Origin of the sequence: Paraburkholderia sp. CI2 (assembly GCF_014201055.1) — a bacterium.
GTDB classification, from domain to species: domain Bacteria; phylum Pseudomonadota; class Gammaproteobacteria; order Burkholderiales; family Burkholderiaceae; genus Paraburkholderia; species Paraburkholderia tuberum.
Genome location: NZ_JACHDL010000001.1, coordinates 421,959 through 445,441, shown reverse-complemented (window position 1 = coordinate 445,441; position 23,483 = coordinate 421,959). Strand labels below are relative to the sequence as shown.

Annotated in this window: 18 protein-coding genes and 1 pseudogene; 11 read left to right on the top strand and 8 right to left on the bottom strand. The window is 62.3% G+C overall.

All coding sequences use genetic code 11. From position 1 onward, the window contains the following. Nucleotides 1-143: 143 nt before the first annotated feature. Together HDG32_RS02035 and HDG32_RS02030 are read right to left on the bottom strand one after the other, a co-directional pair. The gene (locus tag HDG32_RS02035; RefSeq protein WP_184062808.1) at nucleotides 144-1,436 is read right to left on the bottom strand and encodes an NRAMP family divalent metal transporter; all 1,293 of its coding nucleotides are present in this window, start codon (nucleotides 1,434-1,436) and stop codon (nucleotides 144-146) included. A gap of 324 nt (nucleotides 1,437-1,760) precedes the next feature. Continuing rightward, complete coding sequence (locus HDG32_RS02030) at nucleotides 1,761-2,594, bottom strand: class II glutamine amidotransferase (protein WP_090806646.1); 834 nt, start codon at nucleotides 2,592-2,594, stop codon at nucleotides 1,761-1,763. A 181-nt stretch (nucleotides 2,595-2,775) separates the two neighbouring features. Between HDG32_RS02030 and HDG32_RS37150 the strand changes: the two are divergent. From HDG32_RS37150 to HDG32_RS02015, 3 genes and pseudogenes are all read left to right on the top strand, one after another. Further along, a pseudogene (locus tag HDG32_RS37150) lies at nucleotides 2,776-2,919 on the top strand (nitrate reductase); the annotation flags it as partial. Between the two features lie 248 nt (nucleotides 2,920-3,167). Next, a complete protein-coding gene (locus HDG32_RS02020) occupies nucleotides 3,168-3,839 on the top strand; it encodes a SagB/ThcOx family dehydrogenase (RefSeq protein ID WP_184062806.1) in 672 nt (223 codons plus the stop codon). Nucleotides 3,840-4,112: 273 nt separating this feature from the next. Next, the gene (locus HDG32_RS02015) at nucleotides 4,113-5,006 is read left to right on the top strand and encodes a class I SAM-dependent methyltransferase (RefSeq protein ID WP_184062804.1); all 894 of its coding nucleotides are present in this window, start codon (nucleotides 4,113-4,115) and stop codon (nucleotides 5,004-5,006) included. 166 nt (nucleotides 5,007-5,172) lie between these two features. Here the strand turns inward: HDG32_RS02015 and HDG32_RS36960 are convergent, their stop codons facing one another. After that, nucleotides 5,173-7,320, bottom strand: coding sequence for a molybdopterin-dependent oxidoreductase (locus tag HDG32_RS36960; protein WP_184062802.1), 2,148 nt, complete (start codon nucleotides 7,318-7,320; stop codon nucleotides 5,173-5,175). Between the two features lie 717 nt (nucleotides 7,321-8,037). On the opposite strand from HDG32_RS36960, the gene HDG32_RS02005 reads away from it, so the two are divergent. Together HDG32_RS02005 and dctA are read left to right on the top strand one after the other, a co-directional pair. Next, on the top strand, nucleotides 8,038-9,006 hold the full coding sequence (locus HDG32_RS02005; protein ID WP_184063383.1) for a LysR family transcriptional regulator: 969 nt from the start codon (nucleotides 8,038-8,040) through the stop codon (nucleotides 9,004-9,006). After that, entirely contained in the window at nucleotides 9,003-10,322 is a 1,320-nt protein-coding gene (gene dctA, locus HDG32_RS02000) for a C4-dicarboxylate transporter DctA (protein WP_184062801.1), read from the top strand. The genes HDG32_RS02005 and dctA overlap by 4 nt, the downstream gene beginning before the upstream one ends. 40 nt (nucleotides 10,323-10,362) lie before the next feature. Here the strand turns inward: dctA and HDG32_RS01995 are convergent, their stop codons facing one another. The 5 genes from HDG32_RS01995 to HDG32_RS01975 all read right to left on the bottom strand — a co-directional run bounded on the left by HDG32_RS01995 (nucleotide 10,363) and on the right by HDG32_RS01975 (nucleotide 17,906). Then, nucleotides 10,363-11,145, bottom strand: coding sequence for a substrate-binding domain-containing protein (locus HDG32_RS01995; protein WP_184062799.1), 783 nt, complete (start codon nucleotides 11,143-11,145; stop codon nucleotides 10,363-10,365). 53 nt (nucleotides 11,146-11,198) lie between these two features. Continuing rightward, nucleotides 11,199-12,497, bottom strand: a complete 1,299-nt coding sequence (locus tag HDG32_RS01990; protein WP_184062797.1) for an MFS transporter — start codon at nucleotides 12,495-12,497, stop codon at nucleotides 11,199-11,201. Between the two features lie 202 nt (nucleotides 12,498-12,699). Then, nucleotides 12,700-15,399 carry a CoA-binding protein gene (locus HDG32_RS01985; RefSeq protein WP_184062795.1) on the bottom strand — a complete coding sequence of 900 codons (2,700 nt, stop codon included), beginning with the start codon at nucleotides 15,397-15,399 and terminating at the stop codon, nucleotides 12,700-12,702. A gap of 10 nt (nucleotides 15,400-15,409) precedes the next feature. Then, on the bottom strand, nucleotides 15,410-16,714 hold the full coding sequence (locus tag HDG32_RS01980; RefSeq protein WP_184062793.1) for an ATP-grasp domain-containing protein: 1,305 nt from the start codon (nucleotides 16,712-16,714) through the stop codon (nucleotides 15,410-15,412). Between the two features lie 451 nt (nucleotides 16,715-17,165). Continuing rightward, nucleotides 17,166-17,906, bottom strand: a complete 741-nt coding sequence (locus HDG32_RS01975) for a FadR/GntR family transcriptional regulator (protein ID WP_184062791.1) — start codon at nucleotides 17,904-17,906, stop codon at nucleotides 17,166-17,168. Nucleotides 17,907-18,177: 271 nt separating this feature from the next. Between HDG32_RS01975 and HDG32_RS01970 the strand changes: the two genes are divergently transcribed. From HDG32_RS01970 to HDG32_RS01945, 6 genes are all read left to right on the top strand, one after another. Further along, nucleotides 18,178-19,698 carry a sugar ABC transporter ATP-binding protein gene (locus HDG32_RS01970; protein ID WP_184063380.1) on the top strand — a complete coding sequence of 507 codons (1,521 nt, stop codon included), beginning with the start codon at nucleotides 18,178-18,180 and terminating at the stop codon, nucleotides 19,696-19,698. After that, complete coding sequence (locus tag HDG32_RS01965; protein WP_184062789.1) at nucleotides 19,691-20,719, top strand: ABC transporter permease; 1,029 nt, start codon at nucleotides 19,691-19,693, stop codon at nucleotides 20,717-20,719. Before HDG32_RS01970 ends, HDG32_RS01965 begins: the two co-directional genes overlap by 8 nt. Nucleotides 20,720-20,787: 68 nt before the next feature. Beyond that, nucleotides 20,788-21,732 (top strand): ABC transporter substrate-binding protein, encoded by a 945-nt coding sequence (locus HDG32_RS01960; RefSeq protein ID WP_184062787.1) that lies wholly within the window; start codon nucleotides 20,788-20,790, stop codon nucleotides 21,730-21,732. Between the two features lie 114 nt (nucleotides 21,733-21,846). Continuing rightward, nucleotides 21,847-22,863: an aldo/keto reductase gene (locus HDG32_RS01955; protein WP_184062785.1), complete on the top strand. Its 1,017-nt coding sequence runs from the start codon at nucleotides 21,847-21,849 to the stop codon at nucleotides 22,861-22,863. Further along, nucleotides 22,860-23,033 (top strand): hypothetical protein, encoded by a 174-nt coding sequence (locus HDG32_RS01950; RefSeq protein ID WP_184062783.1) that lies wholly within the window; start codon nucleotides 22,860-22,862, stop codon nucleotides 23,031-23,033. The genes HDG32_RS01955 and HDG32_RS01950 overlap by 4 nt, the downstream gene beginning before the upstream one ends. Nucleotides 23,034-23,058: 25 nt before the next feature. After that, the gene (locus HDG32_RS01945) at nucleotides 23,059-23,373 is read left to right on the top strand and encodes an L-rhamnose mutarotase (protein WP_090806617.1); all 315 of its coding nucleotides are present in this window, start codon (nucleotides 23,059-23,061) and stop codon (nucleotides 23,371-23,373) included. Nucleotides 23,374-23,483 lie beyond the last annotated feature (110 nt).

Here is a 23,483-nt window from a genome sequence, read left to right as displayed (position 1 = left end):
CGCTGTCGCCGGCCGGATGCACCGTTCAGACGAACCTGAAACGGGGAAGTTCAGATTCGCTTGCCGTTGCGCAACCCGTGCGGCCCGAATTGCGGCGCACCGCTGTTCCGTGCGCAAGCCGGGTTCACGGTGGCACGCGTCTGTTACGACGGTACGAACATGCCTACAGCCGCCAGCGCCATCGCGAGCGTTGCTAGCCATCCTCCCCAGGCCAGCACGCCCTTGACGGCGAACTGTCCCATGACCCGCCGGCTTCGCGCCATCAGCATCATGATGACCATGATCGGCACCGCGGTAACGCCATTGATCACCGCGCTCCAGTACAGCGCGCGGATCGGGTCGAAATGCATGAAGGTGATGGCCACACCGCCCAGGATGGCCAGTGCGATCACCGCATAGAATTCACGCGCGAGCGTCAGATGCAACGCGAGACTGCTGCGCCAGCGAAAGCTGCCCGCGGCGGCGTAGGCGGCCGAGCCGGCGAGGACCGGCAGCGCGAGCAGGCCGGTTCCGATGATGCCGAGCGCAAACAGGACGTAAGCGAAGCGCCCGGCAAACGGCTCGAGCGCGCGCGCGGCATCGGCCGAGGTTTTCACGTCGATGTGATGCAGATGCAGCGTAGCCGCCGCCGTCAACATGATGAAGAATGCGACGAAGTTGGACACCCCCATGCCAACCCACGTATCGAAACGGATCCTTCGCAACTGCGCGGGCGCCTGGTGCGGTACGCGGCGCAACGGCGCCTGTTCCGGTGCCGAGCGCATTTCTTCGACTTCCTGCGACGCCTGCCAGAAGAACAGGTACGGACTGATCGTCGTGCCCAGCACCGCGACGACCATGGTCAGATAGTCCGACGTCAGCGAGATGCGCGGCAACACAATGGCGCGCGCGACTTCACCCCAGGGGATCGGAACGATGAATGCGACCGCGACGTACGAAAGAAGCGAGAGGGCGGTCCACTTCAGAACGCGCGCATAACTGTCGTAGGGGACAAAAATCTGCAGAACGACGCAGAGCGTCCCGAGGCCGACGACATAAAGGTGCTGCGGACCTGGCAGCAGCAATTCGGCCGCGGCGCCCATCGCCGACAGATCGGCGGCGATGTTGATCACGTTCGCCACGACGAGCAGGGCGACCGCGCCGTACAGCAGCCATGCCGGATAATGCGCGCGTATGTTGGACGCGAGGCCCTTGCCGGTTACCCGGCCAATCTGCGCGCTCACCAGCTGTATTGCGGTCATCAATGGATACGTGATCAGGATCACCCACAGAAGGTTGAATCCGAACTGCGCGCCGGCCTGCGAATAGGTGCCGATTCCTGACGGATCGTCGTCCGCGGCGCCCGTGATCAGGCCAGGGCCCAGGCGTCTGATCCAGGATCGCTCCACGGAATCGCGTACGGCGGATTCCGGCTCGATCAATTCTTCGTCGTTCATATATGTGTCACCTCGCGGCAACGTTTAGCAAGTCGCGGGCCCGGGCGTTCGTGCCAGCGTCGCGCGGCTTCGGAAGGCGGGCATAGGAATCGGCTACACATCATGGACGCGCTCGACGAGCGCACCGGCGAAGATGCGCAAGGCGCCTTCGCTGACAGTGCGCGGAAATGCGGGTTTCTAAACGGAGTAACGAACTTTGGGCCGTGCCGGCGGACACCGTCACGCATGGTGCGCGAGAGGCTTCGTCCGCAACTGGATCTCGTCGATCGCGTCAGGCAAGTCTTCGAGCACGATTGGCTTGGCGCGACTCAGTCCATGCGCGGCTCAGTCCAGTCGCGGCTTGAACGCATACTGCCCAATCTCGCCGCCGCGCGCGACCACCGCCGTGCTCTCGGGAATTTCCTCCCAAAAGCCCGCCAAGTCCGCGAGCGGCTCGGACAACACGAGGAACGCATTCTCGCCGGCCGTCTTGATGCGCTCGTCGTCGGGATACAACTCGCGCAGATGACGGAACGACGTGCTGTGAAACAGCGAGCGCGACTGTCCTTCGCTCGAGTAGCGGACCGCGATGATCTGCTCGCCGTCGGTCGCGCACACGGTCATGTTCAGCGGTTCATCCACGCCATGCCGGCGGCCGGTGGCTTCGACGAAGCCGACCATCCGTTCGAGCGCGGTGACGGGCGCGAGCTCCAGCCCGAAGGTCAGCGCGAGAAAAAACAGCACCTCGGAATCGGTCGAGCCTTCGATGGACGGGAACAGATCGGGGTCGATCTTCACCATCAGGTCGCGGCGCACCGCCGGATAGTTGCGCACCAGGCCGTTGTGCGCGAACAGCCAGCGGCCGTGGCGGAACGGATGACAGTTGGTTTCCTGCGACGGCGTGTCGGTCGCCGCGCGCACGTGCGCGACGAACAGCGGCGAGTGGATTGCCCGCGCGGCCTCGCGTAGATTGCGGTCGCTCCACGCGGGCTGGATGCAGCGGTAGCGAAACGGAATGTCAGTGGGATGTCCATACCAGCCGATCCCGAATCCGTCGCCATTGGTGGTGGTGGCGCCGAGCCGGGAATGCATGCTCTGATCGATCAGCGAATGCCGGGCGTTGAACAGCACGGTTTCGAGCTGAAGCGGATTGCCGGTATAAGCGAGCCAGCGGCACATGATTGCTCTCCTGTCGGTTGCGCATGACAACCCTACACCACCCGCGGGCGGCGATTGTAGGACCAAAGTCCGATTGAGGCAGACACCGTACCTGTCACTATGCCAGATGGCGTTTAGGTGCTTGCGTGCCGGGCATCGCTTTGAGCTTGCACCGGCCTGGTCTGATAGAGGCAGGACGCGCATGAGCCACTTTCTGGACAGGTTACGTTACTTCACGGCCCCCCGTCCCCAGTCCTCGGATGGTCATGGTGCTGTCACAGATGAACACCGGCAATGGGAGGATGCTGACCGCCAGCGCCGGCAGCACGACAAGATAGTTCGCTCCATGGGCGTCGTCACCGGGATCGTCTGGGTTTCGCTGATCCTGATCTACCTGTCGGAAGTGCGGCGCACACCGGTCGTGGGTTCCGTCGCTTAGCCGTGTTCGTGTTTGCTCCGCGCGAATGGTCGACTGCGCCGTTGCCGCTCGGCGGACCGCCCCGCAACAGACGAGGCGGCAAATCTGCAGCACTGAGATTCGCGCAGGCTGCAGGCTCTGCCGGCCAGCCTGCTTTTTTGCTGATGGAGGTGCCGATGAAACGCCGTGAACTGTTGGTTGCGCTGGCCGCAGGCGCGCTCGCCGAGGGTTCTACCGGCCTGGCGCAGGCAAGCCAGGCGAAATTCACCGGTCAGATCGATCTGCCCAAGCCCAACCTCAAAGGCACGCTGTCCCTCGAAGAAGCCATCGAGAAGCGCAGGTCCGTGCGCAGATTCGCGCCAAAGCCGCTGCCCGTCGAGGCCATTGGCCAACTGCTGTGGGCCGGGCAGGGCATCACCAGCTCGGACGGCAAGCGCGCGGCTCCGGCGGCCGGCGCTTTGTACGCGCTCGAACTTTACGTGGTGACCGCCACGGAGGTGATGCACTATCTGCCTGATGGCCACCGGGCCGAGACGCGGGCGACCCACGACCTGCGCCCCGAGCTGAGAGCACTGGCGGTCAACCAGGCGTCCGTCGAGGCGGCCCCGGCCTTGCTCGTGGTGGCCGCCGACCCCAGTCGGCTGACCGCGAGGTATGGCGGGAGAGCGAATCTGTATGCCGATCTCGAGGTCGGGCACGCGACCCAGAACATGCTGCTCCAGGTCGTCACGCTTGGGCTCGTCGCGGTGCCCGTGGGCGCCGTCGACGGAGCTCCGGCGGCGCGCAAGCTCGGCCTGCCGCACGCCCAGACCGTCGTCTATTTGGTCCCGGTAGGTTTTCCGGTCTAAGTCATTGCGTGAGAATGAAATGAACGCGCCCCACCCGCGAACGAAAGGTGCTCGATACTTTCAAACAGGACCTGGACCTCGCGTTCGATACGCTGACGGCAATAGAAGACACCTACAAGGCATCGCCCGCTCCCTGACACGCGGGCTCGAGGACTGGGGTCCTTCCCGGCGCGACGGCATGCGCGGACATCGATGCACCGGCCAGCAGTGCGGCAAACACGAACTTCGAAGGAGCGGGTATCGTGTGTGCCATGTCAACTCCGCGCGGTGCCTATGAAGCCGATTCTCGTGCGCTCGACCCTGGTGGAATATTCGAAGCGTCGTGCTGTCCGTTTCGCGATGACGGTGATCGCGACGATCATGGCCGGATGCGTTTCCTCCTCACAGCTGAGCGGTCATGTCACACCTTCGCAAGCTTCCGAGGCGAAGGCGCTCGACCTGGCGGTCGCCAATCCGCAACGCAGTCAGACCGCCCGGGCGCGCGACGTCTATCGTCACCCGGCGCAGACGTTGCGCTTCTTCGATCTGAGTCCGACGCAAACCGTGCTGGAGATCGCGCCGGGCGGCGGGTGGTACACGGACATTCTGGCGCCCTATCTGCACGACGCGGGTCACCTGTACGAAGCGCAATATCTGAGCACGTCCGCGGACCTGGCCTCGGAAGACCGGTCAATCGATGCAGAGTATTTGCGCAAGCTCGCGGGCGCCCCCGCAATCTACGGGAACGTCGTGGTCGGCACATTGCACGCGGGCCAGTTTTTCGGCTTCGATGCACACGAGCGGTTCGATCGCGTGCTTACTTTTCGCAACATTCACAACTGGATCAAGGATGGGCAGCTCGATGCCAATCTGCGTGCGTTCCATGACGCGCTGAAGCACGGGGGCGAACTTGGCGTGGAAGAACATCGCGCCCGGCCCGGCTCGACGGTACAGCAGATGATCGAAACCGGATATGTGACTGAAGCTTTCGTGATTGACCGGGCACAGGCGGCCGGCTTCGTGCTCGCGCAACGCAGCGAAATCAACGCGAACGCGCGAGATACGAAAGATTATCCGCATGGCGTATGGTCGCTGCCGCCGGGCTACGCGGGCGGTGACGTCGACCGCTCGCGCTACGCCGCAATCGGTGAATCGGATCGCATGACGCTGAGATTCGTCAAGCCTTAGCGTGTTCTACGGGCGCCAGCCGCGGGCGGTAATCGGCCGACGCGTTGGGCTGCGCTCAGTTTGTTGCACGACCCGCAGTAGCGTATCGACGGCAGGACGGCCGGGTAGCTGCATCGTCGCGCTCGGAAACAAATCGTTCGATTCGAACGGGGTTCTCTCTTGCGATTCAGACTACAGCTTCGATGCGTACCGGCATCGCGCTCATTACCGGCATGGCGTTGATCGGATCAAGACCAACTGTAGTGCTGAGCAACTGGTTTGGATTGGCGCCGGCGTAGGTCTCGGGCTCCTCGTCGGGCATCGGTCCCCAGCCGTGCGGGATGGACACGACGCCTCGGCGCAGCGCGGCGTCCCCTTTGACGATGGCTCGAATGCGGCCATGCGGCGAAACAATGGCCACGCACTGGCCTTCGGTCAGTCCTTGAGCAGCCAGGTCATCGGGATGCACAAAGGCCGGATTGAACGCCATGCGTCGGCGCACCGCGGGCAGGTGGTGGTACATGGTGTTCTGCACGTCGCGCACGCGCCGCACCGCCAGGCGATGCGTGAACCCCGGCGGAGCCCCCGCTTCGTTCAGTACGCCCGCCAGTTCGCACTCGACGTCGTCCGGCATCACGTCGAAGCGCGCGGCGTTCCCTGGCTCGCCGGGCTGCACGATCATCGGTTCGATCTCGTAGACTTTCCCTTGTGGGTACAGCTTCAGTTCGTCAAATGAGATCGAGCCGTGGCGAACCAGGATCGCCAGCAGCTCTTCGGTGGTCGGAGCTGCGCGCATATCGAGCGGAACGTCGTCGAATATGATGGTCTTGCCCAGGCGCCGCGCCAGATCCCAGAATACGAACCAGTCGTCCACGACTTCGGATCCCTCCGGCGGCGTCGCCACGGCGGCCGAGTATTGTGCGTAAGGCTGAAACATGATGTAGGACTCATAGTCGCGCGAATGCAGGTCGGCGCGCTCGAACATCAGCTTCGGTGGAATCACGTAGTGCGCGAGCCGCGCAGTGTTAGTCATGAAAGGCTCGATGCATACCAGCAGTTGCAGTTGGCGCAGCGCATCGGCGATGCGGCGCTGGTCGGGCACGGCATCGACTGGATTGCCGCCGTCGACCAACAGCGCGCGGATCTGGCCGGCGCCAGGCGTAGTGATTTCCTGGGCCAGCGTGCCGCTCATCTTCTGGCCGAACAGCATGCCATAGCCGCCGACACGGCTCTTCCAGCCGGATTCCCAGGAACGGCGTGGCGCAATCACTTCGGCGCGGCGCTGGTAGCGTGGGGCGACTACGCCGGGGTTCGGTACAGGGTCGCCGGGGCGAGCGAAGCGGCCACACACGACGTTGAGGCATTCGACCAGATGCTCGGCCAGATTGGAGTGCGGCGCCATGTTGGGCCCGGTTCCCGACGCGGCCGAGCCACGCTTGCGGCGCAGGCCGCCGGCCTCCCGGACCGGTTCCGCGAAGGCCGCAGCGGCGGCTTCGAGCCCTTCGACGCTTACGCCGGCGCGCCGGGCGACGTAGTCGGGCGTGAACGGCTCGACCGCGCGCGCCAGTCGTCGCAGGTCCTTGACGTAGCGCGCGCAGAATTCAGCATCGTGCCAGCCGCGACACAGAATGATGCGCAGCAGGCCAGCCAGGACGGTCGGGTCCTCGCCCGGCAGCACCTGCAGGAAGACATCGGCATGGCGGGCGGTCTCTGTCTCTCGTGGATCAATCACCACCAGCTTCAGGCCGCGCTCCTTCGCTTCGTGGAGCTGCTTGACCGGATTCTGCAATGCAAAGTTGAACGTGGATAGCGACACCAGCGGATTGGTGCCGACGAACAATAGCGCGTCGGCGAGCGCATACGGATCTTTGCCGGCGGCCCAGCCGCCCAGTCGCTCAAATGCCACCCATTTGGCTGACTGGTCGATGGTCATTGTAGAGAAAAACGAATTCGAACCCAGCGCCGCGAGGAAGGCGGGCAACATATGATTGGCGGCGAGGTTAGAGTAGTTCATGGTGCCGCGAAAGGCTGCGACCGCATCGGCGCCGTGGCGCTCGATCAGTGCCTGGAGTTGCGCCGCGATCTCGGCCAGCATCACGTCAAGCGGCATCTGCACGAAACTGCCATCGGGCTGCCGTTTCAGCGGGTGCAGGAGCCGCTCCGCGCTGTTATGCGCCTCATGCAGATACGCGCCCTTGATGCAGGCGTAGCCGCGCGTGAGCGGATTGTCGCGGTCGCCGCGCGCAGCAACGACGCGTCCGGCGTCGTCCAGGGTCAAGCGCAGTGAACAGTTGCCGGCGCAGATGCGGCAAGCGGTGACGGCTTCGCGTGGCACGGCGAGCTCCTCGTGTAGTGTGGCCCACACCTCGTAACCACCCACAACTTTCGGCGTAAAGGTTAAAGCCGAGCCGGATACCTGCGCGATGACAGAGCACCCGCATACGACTAGCGCTAGATCGCCGCCAGATTGCGGCCGTCCATTCGCTATTATAAACGACGTTCATATTTTGGCAAATAGCCCGACGACCTGTTGCGAGCGCGGCTGCCCGCAAGTCCGGCACGCCGCGCCCCGGCAGGGACATCGGGCCTCGCGACGGCCCGTCGCACGAGAAGCACGAACTCAATCCTCACCGGCGTCATGAGAGCCCAAGCTATCGCTCTTCCCGATCAACTTTCTCGCGATAGCCTCCGCGCGCGTCATGTCATCGTCAGGCGCTGGTGCCGCGTTCGCACCTGCCTGCGCGGTGGCGCTGGTGCTTAGCGCTCCGTCGCGTTGATGCGTATCGACCCACACTGTCATCGAGAGGCCTCGCTTTTCTAGCGCCCTGCTGCTGTCTCACACGACTTTGGCGCGCCGTGCTTTCGCCCGTTGTCGGCCAGAGGGCGATGCCCGCGTCTCTCATGTGAATGACGGCTGAGTCCGTGAAACCGGCCCGTCGCGCCTCACGTCTGCAGTACCGCCGGAGGGCCGAGCGAACGGGCGTAGTTCGCAACGGGCGCTTTGAGCTGCTTCATGCAAAATAGCCACATCCAGGATGTGGAGGATGACTCCGTGGGTATCAACTTCGACTTGAACGACTTGCAGGCGTTTCGAGCAGTAGTGGAACTGGGAAGCTTCCGCAAGGCCGCCGAGGCGGTGAGCATTTCGCAGCCGGCCTTGAGCCGCCGGATCGACAAGCTCGAGGAAGCACTCGGCGTGCGTCTATTCGAGCGCACCACGCGCAGCGTCACGCTCACCACCGTCGGCCGGGTATTCGCGCCGAGCGCCGAGCAGCTGCTTGATGATCTCGACGTCGCGTTGCTCGGCATCCGCGACGTTTCTTCGAGCCGACTGGGACATGTCACCATCGCCTGCGTGCCTTCGGTGGCCTACTACTTCCTGCCGAGCGCCGTCGCGAGCTATCATCGCCGCTTCCCGCGCATCAGGGTCAAGATGCTGGATATGAGCGCGAATGAGGTGCTTGGCGTCGTCATCAGCGGAGAGGCGGATTTCGGCGTGAGCTTTCTGGGCAGCCAGGAGTCCGAGGTCGAGTTCAAGGTTCTTCTGCAGGAGCGCTTCGTGGCCGCCTGCCGCCGTGATCACCCGCTCGCGCGCAAAAAACGCGTGACCTGGAACGAGCTTTACGAGTACGAGTACGTCTCGGTGGACAAAACTTCCGGCAACCGACTGCTGCTCGATCAGGCGCTGTCGGCCGTGGCGCCGCGTGCGCCGAGCGTCTGCGAGACGCGTCACGTAACGACCATGCTCGGTTTAATCGAGGCGGGGCTCGGTGTCGCCGCAGTGCCGTCGATGGCCATGCCCGGGCGCGATCACCCCATCCTCACGAGCGTGCCGCTCGTCGAACCGGTGGTGAAGCGGCGCGTGGGAATCGTGAGACGCCGCGGACGTCCACTTACACCGGCTGCGCAGGAGTTTCACAGAACGATTGTCGAGATGAAGCGCGGCGGCGTCGCATGCAGCGATGCCGTGGGCAATAACACGTCTCCAAAAGAGCCGCCAGGCAGGAAAACCGCATCGTGAGGTTGGCAAGACCGCTTCGTTCGCTCTATCTGCAGGTTTTGCTGGGCATGATGCTCGGCATGGCGTTCGGTCACTTCCTGCCGCAAGCGAGCCCGCTGCTCAAGCCCTTGAGCGACGGGTTCATCGGCCTCGTGAGGATGATGATTGCGCCGATCGTTTTCTGCACGATCGTCTCGGGGATCACGTCGCTTGCGAGCGGGAAGGCCATCGGGCGCACAATTTTTCAGGCGCTGGGACTCTTCTATTTTTTGACAGCCGTGGCGCTTGCGCTCGGACTCGTCACGGCCTTCGTGCTGCGGCCCGGCGCGGGCATGCACATCGACGCTAACCATCTGGACGCGAGCATCCTCGCGCAATATGCGAAGCACGCGCAGCCGGGCGGCCTTGTCGCATTTGCGCTGAGCGTCATCCCCGAGACGATGCTTGGCGCCTTCGACAAGGGCGAGGTGCTGCCAGTGCTGCTGCTCTCGCTGCTCTTCGGTTTTTCGCTAAATTCCTGTCCGAAGGCGGGCAGGCCGGTGCTCGCGCTCATCGACGGCATTGCCCAGGCTCTGTTCCGCATCCTCGCGATGATCATGCGACTCGCTCCGCTCGGGGCATTCGGCGCGATGGCTTTCACGGTGGGCCGCTTCGGCATCCGCTCGGTCGGATCGCTCGGGATGTTGATGGTGTCCTTCTACGTGGCATGCCTGCTGTTCATTGCGCTGGTGCTCGCTCCGCTCGCGCGGCTGCACGGCTTCGCACTTTGGCGGCTCTTGCGCTACATGCGCGAGGAGTTGCTCATCGTTCTCGCGACATCGTCGACGGAGCCGGTACTGCCGCGCCTGATCGCGAAGCTCGAGGCGCTCGGCTGCGACAAGGGCGTTGTGGGGCTTGTGCTGCCCGCAGGCTACTCGTTCAATCTCGACGGCACCGCGATCTATCTGACGCTCGCCTCGATGTTCATCGCGCAGGCGTGCGACGTGCCGCTTTCCGCGCCGCAAATCGCGATGATGCTCGCCGTTATGTTGCTCACCTCCAAGGGGGCGGCGGGTGTGTCGGGCAGCGGATTAGTGGCGCTCGTCGCGACGCTGACGGTGATTCCCGATCTGCCCGTCGCCGGGGTGGCGCTACTGGTGGGCATCGACCGCTTCATGTCCGAGGCGCGCGCCCTGACGAGCGTGATCAGCAACGCCTGCGCGGTGATCTTCGTTTCGATGTGGGAGGGTGCTTGCGATCGTACGCGTCTTGCGCGAATGCTCGGGGCGGCAGCGCCAGGCGGCGCGGACGGCGCGGACGGCGCGGGGGATCCCGCGAGAGATACCTCGGGGATGTGACAGGAAGGCCGCCTGAGGCAAGCCTTCATTCAGGTTTGCGTCAATGAGCGGAGACGGTATCTAGCCCTGTCGATTTGACGTCTGCCTGTACGCCAGGTGAAGCGAGGTAGTCGAGCAGGGCTTTCGCTTCCTTCGGATGCTGTGCGCCGACGGGAATGCCGGCGGCGAAACGCGTGACCGACTGCAGGGACTCAGGAATCTTTCCGACGAAGGTCGCCCCCTTGACGGGCAGCAACTCGCTCACCTGCTGGAAGCCGATTTCGTAGTCGCCGTTCGCCACCACCGAGGCTACCGGAATCCGCGGGATCATCTTCGCCTTCGGCTTGACCTGATCCTCGATGCCGAGCTTCCTGAACAACTCCCGCTCAATGTAGACACCGCTTGCGCTGTCCGAGTACGCGATCGACTTCGCATGCAGCAGGGTCTGCCGGAGGCCTTCTGCCGAACTGATATCGGGTTTCACCGCTCCTTCGCGCACGACCATGCCGATGCGCGAATCGGCCAGCTCGACCCGCGATCCGGGGATGACCTTGCCTTTCTGGATCAGTTCGTCAAGCGCATATCCGACCATGATAACGGCGTCGGCGGGCTCACCACGCTCAAGTCGGTTGGGGATCGCTTCGGGCGATTTGCCCATCGACGGACCAAGCGCGGTGTCGAGCGTGTTGCCCGTCCCGGATGCGAACTTCGGGCCGAGCACCTTGTACGCTGCGGTAAAGCCACCCGAGCTCATGACGTGCAGGTCGGCGGCTTGCACGTTCGCCGCAACAGCCGAGGTTGCGACCAGTGCTGCGGCGCATAGTTTCAGAAACAGATTTCTCATGATCGGAGTCGTGTCAGATTGTGTGTTTAGCCGCCTGCGGAGCGAGACGCGAATCAGTGCGCCGGAGTCAGCGTCGCTGCGCGGCGGCGATAGAGTGCAAACGTCGCCATCAGGGCGCACGCTGCCGCGAAGCTCATCCAGTAGCCGGGTGCGGCCTTGTCGCCAGTCATGTGAATGAGCGCCGTGGAGATCGCCGGTGTGAAACCGCCGAATACGGCGGTCGCGAGGCTATAGGCGAGCGAGAAGCCCGCGACGCGTACCTGCGCCGGCATCACTTCCGTTAGTGCGACGATCATCGCGCCGTTATAGATGCCGTACATGAACGAGAGCCAAAGGAGGGCGAGCAGCATGTTGAGGAAGCTGGGCGCGTGAGCGAGCAGCGACAGGGCCGGGTGCGCGGTCGCGATGGCGAGCACCGTCATGGCGATGAGGAGCGGCCGGCGGCCTATCCTGTCGGAGAGGGCTCCGCCGATCGGCAGCCACACGAAGTTCGACACGGCCACACACAGCGTCACAAGCAAACTATCGGCGGTGCTGAGGTGCAGGACCGTCTTGCCGAAAGTCGGCGCGTAGACCGTGATGAGATAGAAGCTCGCGGTGGTCATCGCCACCAGCATCATGCCTGCAATCACGACGGTCCAGTTCTGGACCAGCGTCGTGAATACCTCCTTCATGCTCGGGCGATGCTGGCGAGCCTTGAACTCCTCGGTTTCCTGCAGATTACGACGCAGCATGAAGACGAACGGCACGATCATGCAGCCGACGAAGAACGGCACGCGCCATCCCCACGCCGCGATGGTAGCGGCGTTCAGCGATTGGTTGAGCGCGAAGCCGAGGCCCGCGGCCACGACGATCGCCACCTGCTGGCTCGCGGACTGCCAACTCGTGAAGAAGCCCTTGCGGCCGGGCGTGGCCATCTCGGCGAGATACACCGAGACGCCGCCCAGCTCCGCACCCGCGGAGAAGCCCTGCAACAGCCGCCCGAGCAGCACAAGCGCGGGTGCCACAAGGCCAATGGTCGCGTAGCCCGGCACGAACGCAATGAGGATGGTGCCGCTCGCCATGATGGAGAGCGTGACGATGAGCCCCTTGCGGCGGCCGACGTCGTCGATGTACGCGCCGAGCACGACCGCGCCGAGCGGGCGCATCAGAAAACCGGCACCGAAGACCGCGAACGTCATCATCAACGAGGCAAATTCGCTCCCGGCCGGAAAGAAGACGTTGGCGATCTGCGTCGCATAGAAGCCAAACAGAAAGAAGTCGAACTGCTCCAGAAAATTTCCGGCCGTCACGCGGAAAACCGCCGCGGCCTTTGAATGTCCCGGCGAAAGGGTAGAGGGTGAGGGGTGCATCAATGTGTCTCCTGAAATCCCGAGCTATGCGGTGGTCCCGCTCTTTGTCTTTTCGGGAATTTTGGCCCGTGGCCAATCAAACGATAAGTGCAATCTTCTGAACGATTGATGTCGAATGGTTATCAATCGGCGCCCCCTTTTTCGCCGCCGCCGCGCGTTAGCTGTGCGCCAGCGCGTGGCGGCGACCATCAGAGGCCAGCGGTCAGGCCACGAAACGACACTGGGAAGCGGCCGTACGCGTGTCCATATTGCGTCCGCGGTTCAAATGATCGTCAATTTCCGCAGCGCAGCCCAGCATGCGCGGATAGAGGAAGATCGTGAACGCGGCCGTTTCAAGGTCCGCCTCGCTGAACTCCCCGCGCTTGAGCGGCTGCCACAGCATCTTCAACAGCAACGCGGCAATCACGGCATCGACATTGACGCAATAGACATTGCGCGAGACGCCTGCGTCGAACAAAGCCTGCACCAGCACACGGTAAAACGCATGAAACGCGTTGTACTCGCCGCGGGCTTCATAAAGGTTGGCGATGAAGATTTCCCGCGGGTCGTGGTTCACCGGCTTGTCTTTGAAGACCGGATGATTAACACCCGGAAGTTTCGCAATATCGAGGCTCCCCAACTGCTTCTGGCGCGCCTTGTACTGCGCGTATCGCTCGACGGAGCGCCGGGCAAGCGCTTCGAGGTCCACGGCATGATGAGCATCGGTCGGATCTTCAAGGCCGCTGCTGCGGAACGCCTCGTTGAGGAACGCAATGCCTTCGTAGCCGTTGCCGCCATGCGTATATCCAGTGTGCGTGAGGAACCCCGCCAGAGCCTTGTTTAGCTGCACCCGCTCGGGACTTTCCGGGCCATCGGCAGATACTGCGCCCTTTGCGCCTTGCGCCGAAATGGCGCCGGGTCCGTTCGTGAGCAGCAAACCGACAAGGGTCTTGAACGCGAAAAGGTCGTCGACAGTCGGTTTCAGGTTTAGCAGCGCTGCGAAGGCGATTTCCGTCAGAGTGCGTTCGCCGAGTAATTCTTCGGTGGCGAAGCCGCAAAATCCGTCCGGGCCGTGCTGCGAGGCGTCCGCTGAGGCGCCGATCATGGTGCCGAAGAGCTTTGTCCACCACGGCAAGCTTTCTGCGGTCAGGCGGGAGATCCGCTTGCGCATGAGCGGGCCCCAGGCGAGTGTCGTCGTGATCGCCGCGAGTACTGCTTCCGGGCGCGGATGGCCCGGGCCACACGACAGCCATCGGATCATTGCGGAACTTACGCCGCGCGAGGCGAGCCCGCCCAGCATGGCTTGCGCCTCTGGATCGGGTTCATCGCAGAACAGCGCTGCAGTGTCCGCGGTGTGGACGGCATCGACATCGAAGGTCTCGTCGAACGCGTCCGTGAGCCTGGCTGTCGCGAAGCGGTCGATCATCAGTGCTGCCGCCTCGCGCGCAGCACGCTGGCGATTCGGCCCGACGATCGCCGCCGCGGCCGCGAGCACGGCATTGGGCGCATTGCCCGCCTCGCGCGAAGCCTGCGCGGCCGCCAGTTCTGGTGTCCCGTGCAGATTCACTGCAGCGCCAACAGCCACGTCGATGAGCTTTGTGTCGTTTGCCCCGCCGAAGTCCCGCAACAGCGCGAGGCAGATGTTCTCCTCAAGCGAGTGCGTCGCTGCTTCGAGCATGGATACCCCGTGCAGGCTGCTCACCTGCGTTTTTGCGTCCATCTGCGAGGCGCCCGAAGCGTCCTTCAAGGGTTGGCGCGGCGGGATTGTGCCGATCTGGCTGTTCGCCCGCGTAATCTGTTCGTTGTACGGCGCGACTGCTTCCACGACCGGCAGGGCGAGGTAGTCTGGCAGTTCGATCCCCTGATCCGAGCCAAACCACGGTTTGAGCGAGAGGCTGCCTTCCGGCTCAAAGTCGGGCATCGTCGCGTTCGCGCGCATCACTGCGGTGAGCGCGGCGGGAATGTGCGCGATGTTTGTCACAACGGCGCCCTTCACCGAGCAGCATGGATCGTCCGGCGTAAAAAGACGCTCGACGCCGAACTTCTCCATGAACCAACGCTCCTTCGCAAGAGCATCGTCGGCGCCGCCCGCCATTGCGCCCGCATGCCCCACCGCGCGCGTCAGACGACTCTTCCAGCGGCCTACCACGCAGGCAATGACGGGTTTCGTAAATGTGGCGTCGGCCTCGTAGTAGCCGCCCGGCTCACAGTACAGTACGGCAGCCTTGCTGCGCGCGTCGTTGGCGAGGGCAAAGGCGAACTCCGGCGCCGCATAGTGGATGTAGACGTCCTTGCCGCTGGATACGACGGTCGTTGTACCCCAGCCGCTCATGCGCAGATATTGCGCAATGGTGGTGCTAAACCCGCCCGAGTTGGAAAAGATCGCGATCGAGCCCCGCCGCAAAGTTGCGCCGGGATCATCGCCGCCGAGCGCACCCCCGATGCGCACCCGCTGCCAGGAGTCCGCGACGCCCAGCCCGTTAGCGCCAAAAATGTCGATGCCTGCTTGCTGGCCCATCGCGCGAATTTCCCGGGCGTCGTGCACGGAGATCTTCTCCGTAATGATAAAAATCTTGCGCAGATCGGGATTGACGCGGATCAGTTCGGCCACCCCATCGCGCGCGGCCGACGGCGGCAGATAGACGACGCCGCAATTGAAACGATGCCCGGCTTCGAGGCCTTCGCGCACGTTGTTATAGACGGGGATGTCGCCGGCAGGCGTCACGAGCACCTGCCCGCGCTTGCCAGGCGCAGTGCCGAATACGATATTCCCACCGGAAAACGCGTGGCTCACCGGCGTCACGTCCGACGACTCGCCTCCCAGAATGTTGAGCACACAAACGCGGTCCTCGCGCGTGACTATTTGTGCAAGCGACTGGATGCCGACGAAATACCTGAAATGATTATTGCCTTGCTTGATCATGTCGATCTCCTTACGCCTTTGCCGTATCCGTCTGCGGTTGCGTCTGACGCGCGCCGATGCGCGCTGCGACCTGCGCGCGTCCTCCCGATTGCATCCACGCATCGGCCTTCCGTGCGTACTGGATCACTTCGCTGATGTCGGAGTCAAAGCCGAACAGGCGATAGGGAAGGCCGAGCGAATCACAGGTGTCGCGCAGTGCCGACATGCCACGAACAAGGTTTGGACCGCCGCGCCCAAGGACGACATAAAGCGGGGTGGGACCGTGCTCGCTGAAGTGCTCGCGTAGCGCATCGGCCATCGCGCGCAGTGTTTCGTAGATATCGGTGTTGTTGGACTTGCCGCCAATGATGAACAGTACGTTGGACTGCTTCAGCCAATGCCGGAAGCAGATGCGCGCCACTTCCTTCATTTTTTCGTAGGGAGGATTGCCGCCGAAATCCGAAGAGATGATGGCTGCGTCGCCCAACATCTCCGTGACGAGCGAGTTGGCCCCGCCGCCGAACGTGGGCGCGAGGATCGTTCCCTTGTCATTGATCACATAGACGTCGCTTTGACCCTGGTGCGTGCGAAGCTGGTTGATCTCCTGCTCGAAGTCTGAGTAGTCGGCAGCGAACAGGTGAGCAGGCAGGCCGAGGCGCGAGAAGCGCGGGTCGTCACGGTCGAACCCGCACTTGAAGTCGCAGGCCACGGGTGTGAGCCGACCGTTCTTGTCCTCGCGCATGCGGATCGGATTCAGCTCGAGCGTCGTCATGCCGAAGTCGTGAAAGAGCTCCCAGAGCTTCGGCAATTGCTGCACGAGTGGGGAAATGATTTCGCGCGGCGCGCCGATCTCGCTCAACGCATTCGCGACGACGAACGCCTTCAGGCCGGTCAATGCATCAAAGGGCACCATTGCGACTTGCTTTGGATCGACCTCTTCGATGTCCATGCCACCCGCGTGCGACAGCGTCATGGTGGGAGCGCGAAAGCGGGTGGAATCGGTGATCGAGAAGTAGACTTCATGTTTGGCCGGTACGCCTGCTTCGAACGTGACGCCGTTCGCCTTGGCCCTTACATGACCCACGACGTGCTCGGCGAAGTACAGCCGCTCTTTCTCGGCGAGCGCCGTCTTGAGATCTGTCGCGCGCCCGAGCAACCCGGCCTTGCCCTTCTTGCCCACGCCGCCCTTGAATACCGGCTTGATAAAGACCTGCCCGTGGCGGTCGATCAGCGACTTTATCTCCTCCTCGCTGGCGCTCGGCCCCAGCACTTCGCTAGCCGGGAATCCGACGAATTGCAATAGGCGCGCGCCGTGCAACATTCCGGTGATCTGCATATGAGTGTCTCCTGAAATTCAAGGCAATGACGAATGAAGCAGGTACTGAGTGCGCTTAGCTTGCTGCGGAAGGCGCGAAATGCTCATCTGCCGTGGACTCGCTTGAAAGCGGCGGCAGGATTCACAACGCGAGGTGGGTCATGCGAGATGGGCATCGGCTACCGTTGGCGGCACCCGTGACCGGGTTGCACTGGAATGCGGCGAAACGCTGTTCTGCGTTTCGCGCCTGTCTCCGATGCGTTCTCTGTCGACGCGTTTATGAACTTCTTGAGCATCGATATTTGCTCAAGACGCCCCGAACGAGAAGTGCAATTTTTTGAAGCATTGATGTTCAACGGTTATCAATATCGTCGAACGCCGTTACGTTGTGGCGACAAGCGCTGCTTTCATGGTGGGCCTCACGGCGACGCTTGAAATTTCGGCGCAAGCTCTAACCGGTCGACTTCGCAACTCAACCCAGTCGCACGCGGCCAGCTTTACCGTCGGCATCGTTGGGTGCAACTTTCTTGATGTCACTTCCGACCCAACGCTCTTCAGAAGATTTCAGATGCGATCGCATCGCCGCTTCTGCAGCAATAGGGTCTCCTGCTTGCAGTGCATGCAGAACATTTTCGTGCTCCTCAACCGCAGCCATCCACGTGGCCGTATTTTCGACGAGTTCGCTAATCCTCGCCCCGATCGGATCGCGCCTCGCGTCGAACAGATCGGCCACATACCGGCTCAACACCGTATTGCCGGCCGTTTCCGCGATGATCAGGTGGAATTGCCGGTCCGGTTCCACAGGAGATTTGCCGGCAGAGGCGAGGCGATGCATCGCATCCACGCTGCGCCGCAACCGGTCCAGAGAGCCGGCCGTAAGCCGCGTGCTGGCGAGCACGACGAGGCTGCCTTCGATTACGGCCCGGGCCTGCATGATTTCCGTCGGACTTTCGCCTAATACAGCCAGCGACTCTTCACGTTCGTTTGCGGTTTCGAGCACATAGACGCCCGAACCCATGCGGGTCTCGACGCTGCCGCCGATTTCCAGTGCGATCAACGCCTCGCGCAGAGACGGGCGCGAAACACCCAGTTGCTGCGACAACTCGCGCTCCGGCGGCAGTCTCGACCCCGGCGGGAAATCCCCTCCGTGGATGAGGCCGCGAATCTGGTCGGCGACTAATTGGTAAAGCCGCTTTGGCTCGGTCTGTTTCATTTTGCTGCCGGAAGGATAAATGGCCCGGGTCGTCTGTCGACCAGCGATCAAAGTCTACCACGCAAGCCTGACAAGGTTTTCAGCGCATTTCGCAGGAACAGTTCGGGTTTGCCCTTGGTAAGGCCAGAAGAAGTATCTTGCAAATTGGCTTGACCAAAATCGCCATTTATTCTTTAATCTGCATCAGATTGGCCTGACCGACGCCAGCGCCTCTACACAAAAGAAGGAGACACGTGTGACAGATCTGAGCACTGACCTGGCCCCGCGCGTGATGGACGGCTTCGCGTTAAAGGAACCCCCGGAGCTATTGAAACTGAGCGGACTGGGCAAGCGGTTTCCCGGTGTCGTTGCACTGGAGGACGTGCACTTCCAATTGCGCCGCGGCGAAGTGCACGCCATTTGTGGCGAAAACGGCGCTGGCAAGTCGACCCTGATGAAAATCGTCAGCGGGCAATACCAGCCGGATGCCGGCACGATCGTTTTTCGCGGCATGGAAAGGCGGTTCGCGTCCTCACTCGAGGCACAGGAAGCAGGCATTGCGATCATTCACCAGGAACTGAATCTGGTGCCGCACCTGTCGATTGCGGAAAACATCTACCTGGCACGCGAGCCCAAACGCGGGCCGTTCATCGATCGCGCACGACTGAATGGGAACGCCCAGCGTGCGCTCGCCCGCATTGGATTGTCGTTGCCGCCCACGAGGCTGGTGGGGACGCTGTCGATCGCCCAGCAACAGATGGTCGAAATCGCCAAGGCGCTCTCGCTCGACGCCCAGGTGCTGATCATGGACGAACCCACTTCGTCGCTCACGGAATCCGAAACCATGCACCTGTTCCGGATCATCAAGGAGTTGCGCGAGAGCGGGGTCGGCATTGTCTACATCTCTCATCGTCTCGATGAACTGAAGCAGATTGTCGACCGCGTGACGGTGCTGCGTGACGGACACCACATTTCAACCGACGATTTCGCGGCGACCAGCATGGATGAAATCGTTGCGCGAATGGTCGGCCGGGCGCTGAACGATGCGTACCCGCCGCGCCGCTCGGTTCCGACGCAGGACGTGCTGCTGCGCGTCGACAATCTGTCGCGCGCACCGGCATTTGGGCCGGTTTCGTTCGAACTGAGGCGAGGCGAGATTCTCGGCTTCGCCGGTTTGATGGGCGCAGGCCGGACCGAAGTGGCACGGGCGATTTTCGGCGCCGACCAACCGGACGGCGGCGAGATTCATATGGGGAGCGAGCGCGTCTCGATCCGCTCGCCTATCGATGCGATTCGCCACGGTATCGCGTATCTGTCGGAAGACCGCAAGAGCGACGGCCTCGCGCTGAAGATGCCGGTCGCGACCAACATCACGCTGGCCAATATCGAGGCGGTGTCGGGTCGCGCCGGCTTCATTCGTTTCGCCGAAGAAGCGGCCATCGCACAGCGTTACGTCGAAACGCTCGGCATCCGCACGCCGACCGTCCATCAACTCACGCGCAACCTGTCCGGCGGCAATCAGCAGAAGGTTGTCATCGGCAAATGGCTGTTTCGCGAATCGAAGATTCTGTTTTTCGACGAGCCCACGCGCGGGATCGATGTGGGCGCGAAATACGCGATCTACACGCTGATGGACCAGCTCGCCGCGCAGGGCATCGGCGTTGTGCTGATCAGTTCGGAATTGCCTGAAATTCTCGGCATGTCCGATCGCGTCGCGGTATTCCACGAAGGCCAGATCGCCACGATCCTGGAGACGCGCCACACCAATCAGGAAGAAATCATGCACTTCGCATCGGGACGAAATCATGCTTGAAATAACAACCGAACAGACCACTACTGTCGACACCAGCGCGAAGCTCCGGCGTCGCGACCTGATTCAGAAATTTGCCGCGCTCGGCAGTCTGATCATGCTGGTGGCCGTCTTTTCATTGACCAGTTCCGCTTTCTTCTCGGTCGACAATGGCATGACAGTGGCCTTGCAGGTGACGTCGATTGCCTATCTCGGCGTGGCGGCAACCTGCGTGATCATTACGGGCGGAATCGACCTGTCCGTGGGTTCCGTACTCGCGCTGTCTGGTGTGGTCGCCGCGTTGCTCGTCAAGGCTGGCGTGCCGATTCCTCTCGGCATGCTCGGCGGCGTCGTGGTGGGCGGCCTGTGCGGATTCGTTAATGGCCTGTGCGTCACGCGTATGGGTCTGCCGCCTTTTATCGCCACGCTCGGCATGATGCTGGTCGCGCGTGGTCTCGCGCTTCAGATCACCGGCGCGCGCCCGGTTTCGGGACTCGGCGACGCGTTCGGCGAACTCGGAAATGGCGCGTTGTTCCGCATCTCGCATATCGGGGCAGACGGGTTCCCCGATACGGTATTTCCGGGGATCCCGTATCCCGTGATCATCATGGTCGTGCTGGCGGTGGCCGTGTCGATCATGCTGACGCGCACCTCGCTTGGCCGCCACATCTACGCAGTCGGATCGAATGCCGAAGCCGCGCGGCTCTCCGGCGTCAATGTCCGCCGCGTCACCTTGTTTACCTATGTGCTGTCCGGCGTGCTCGCCGGTCTGACGGGTTGTGTGCTGATGTCGCGCCTCGTCACGGCGCAACCGAACGAAGGCGTCATGTACGAGCTCGATGCGATCGCCAGCGCCGTGATTGGCGGGACGTCCCTGATGGGCGGTGTAGGCACGATCTCCGGTACGGCCATCGGTGCGTTTGTGATTGGGGTGCTGCGCAATGGTCTGAACATGAACGGCGTATCGAGTTTCATCCAGCAAATCATCATCGGACTGGTCATTCTCGGCACGGTCTGGATCGACCAGGTCAGAAACCGTCGATGAAGCACATCGAATGAAGCCATTCGAGAAGTCCAACAAAGCAGTGCAATCACCAACCCAAGGAGTGAGACATGAGGAAGACATATCTGGTATTGGCCGCCGCACTTTTGACCGCAGTGACGGCGCACGCGAATGCGGCGGGCGGAGAGATCGCCGTGATCGTCAAGACGGCCAACTCTAATTTTTGGCAGAACGTGCAAAAGGGTGCAACGGAGGGCATGAAAGGGCTGAACGGCTACACGATGACGTTTCAGGGACCGGCGACCGAGTCAGCCGTGGCGGACGAGGTCAATATGGTCGAGAACGCGGTGAACCGGCATGTCGCGGCGATCGTGCTCGCGCCGTCCGATCCCGACGCGCTGATCCCGGCAATGAAGAAGGCCTGGGAGGCAAAAATTCCGGTCGTCCTGATCGATTCGCTCGTGTCCGATTCCGGCAAGCAGTATTACCAGTCGTTTCTCTCGACCGATAACGTCAAGGCCGGTGAGCTGTGCGCGAAAGCGATGATCGACCGTGTCGGACAGACGGGGAAAGTCGCTGTGATGTCGTACGTCGCCGGCGCGGGTTCCGAGATTGGCCGCGTGGGTGGGTTCCGGAAGTATCTCGCGCAGCACTCGAAGCTGCAGGTTGTCGGACCGTTCTACTCGCAGTCGCAGATGGCAACCGCGCTCAATCAGACGACCGACGTGCTGTCGGCCAATCCGGATCTGAAGGGTATCTTCGGTGCAAATGAACCGACTGCTGTGGGGATGGGGCGCGCGTTGGCGCAGTCCGGGAAAGCCGGCAAGATCGTCGCGATCGGCTTTGACGGCAACCAGGACCTCCAGGGCTTCATCAAGGACGGAACCATCCAGGCCATCGCTGTCCAGGGCTCGTATCAGATGGGCTACAAGGGTGTCAAAACGGCGGTGGATGTCATCGAACACAAGCCGGTTACGAAGCAACTCGATACCGGTGTCGTGATGGTCGAGAAGGACAACATCGATCAGCCCGCCGCGAAGAATGTCTTGTATTGAAGCGCGATGCGGACGACGCCAGACGGCGTTGTCCGCCCTTGAGCCCAGCGCTACTCAAGACGCGCAGTGAAGCGTTGAACATCCAGCAATGAATCCCTGGGAACGGAATTCCTGATGAAAGCAAGTGATCTGCGTGAGGTGTCGCGTGCCGGGGTGCAACTGAGCGCACTGGGTATGGGCTGTTCGCAACTTGGCGGCTTGTATCGCACGATGCCGCCGGAACAGGCGCGCGCGCTGATGGACGAAGCATGGTCGCTCGGTCTGCGCTATTTCGACACTGCGCCGTTCTACGGGTACACGCTTTCGGAACGCCGCGTGGGCAACGCGTTGTCAGCGCGGCCACGCGACGGGTTCGTGCTGAGTACGAAAGTCGGCAGGCTTCTTCGGCCGGATCCGACTGTTCAATGCGGCGACGACGGCTGGGCTGAGCCGCTTCCTTTCCGGCCGCACTACGACTACAGCTTCGACGGCGTCATGCGGTCTTTCGAAGACAGCCAGCAGCGTCTCGGTATTGCGCAGATCGATCTGCTGTATGTGCATGACATCGGTCGAATGACACATGGGGATGCAAACGTCGAATTCTGGAAACAGCTGACAGAAGGGGGCGGTTTCCGCGCGCTCGACACGCTGCGCAACGCGGGGGTGGTCAAAGCCATCGGCCTCGGCGTGAACGAGTGGCAGGTCGCGCATGAAGCCATGCAGGAATTACAACTCGATGTGACGTTACTGGCGGGCCGCTATACCCTCCTCGAGCAGGATTGTCTCGCGCCGTTTCTCGACAATTGCGTACGGTATGGGAATTCGATCGTGGTCGGCGGTGTGTTCAATTCTGGCGTGCTGGCAGGTAACGGCAAGTTCAATTACGGGGACGCCCCCGCCGGTGTCGTGTCGCGCGTCAACCGGCTGGCTGAGGTTTGCCGCGAATTCGAGGTTCCGCTACCCGCCGCGGCACTGCAGTTTCCGCTTGCGCATCCTGCGGTTGTGTCGTGCGTGGTGGGCGCGCGCAGTGTCGAACAACTCCAGCAGAACGTCGCGTGGTTTGAGCAGGCGCTGCCAGCCGGATTGTGGCAGGAGCTGAAGTCGGACGGTCTGATCGCGGACACCGCACCTGTACCCGAGGTGGTCGAGTGAGCCTGCGTATCGACGCACATCACCATTTCTGGCACCTCGCGACACATTTCGGCGACTACGCCGGTTGGCTTGCCGCCTGTGAAGATTACTGTGAGCGGTATGCGGGCGATGAGGACAAAGACGCTGTATTCGGCGGCAACGCTTATCGCTTCTACCGGCTCGAAGAATAGGGAGAGTGTAGTGCAACGAATGGGAATGGTCATCGGTATCGATCCGCAGCACATCGACGAATACAAACGCTTGCATGCGCAGGTGTGGCCGACGGTGCTCGATCGCCTGAAACGCTCGAATGTCACCCGCTACTCGATTTTCCTGCGGGAGCCCGAGAACCTGTTGTTTGGTTACTGGGAATACGTCGGAACTGACTATGAAAGCGATATGGCCGAGATTGCGAGCGACCCGGAAACACAACGTTGGTGGAGCCTGTGCAGCCCGTGCCAGAAACCGTTGGTGAGTCGTGCGCCGTCGGAACACTGGGCACAGATGGAAGAGGTCTTTTACCTCGAATAGCGTTGTCTCGACACGGCACTCGTTTGACCTCGCCATGAAGAAACAGATTAACCGGGCTCGCATCGAAACCGCACTATGGCTTCGCGGGTTCTGTAGCTGAAAAAGGAAAC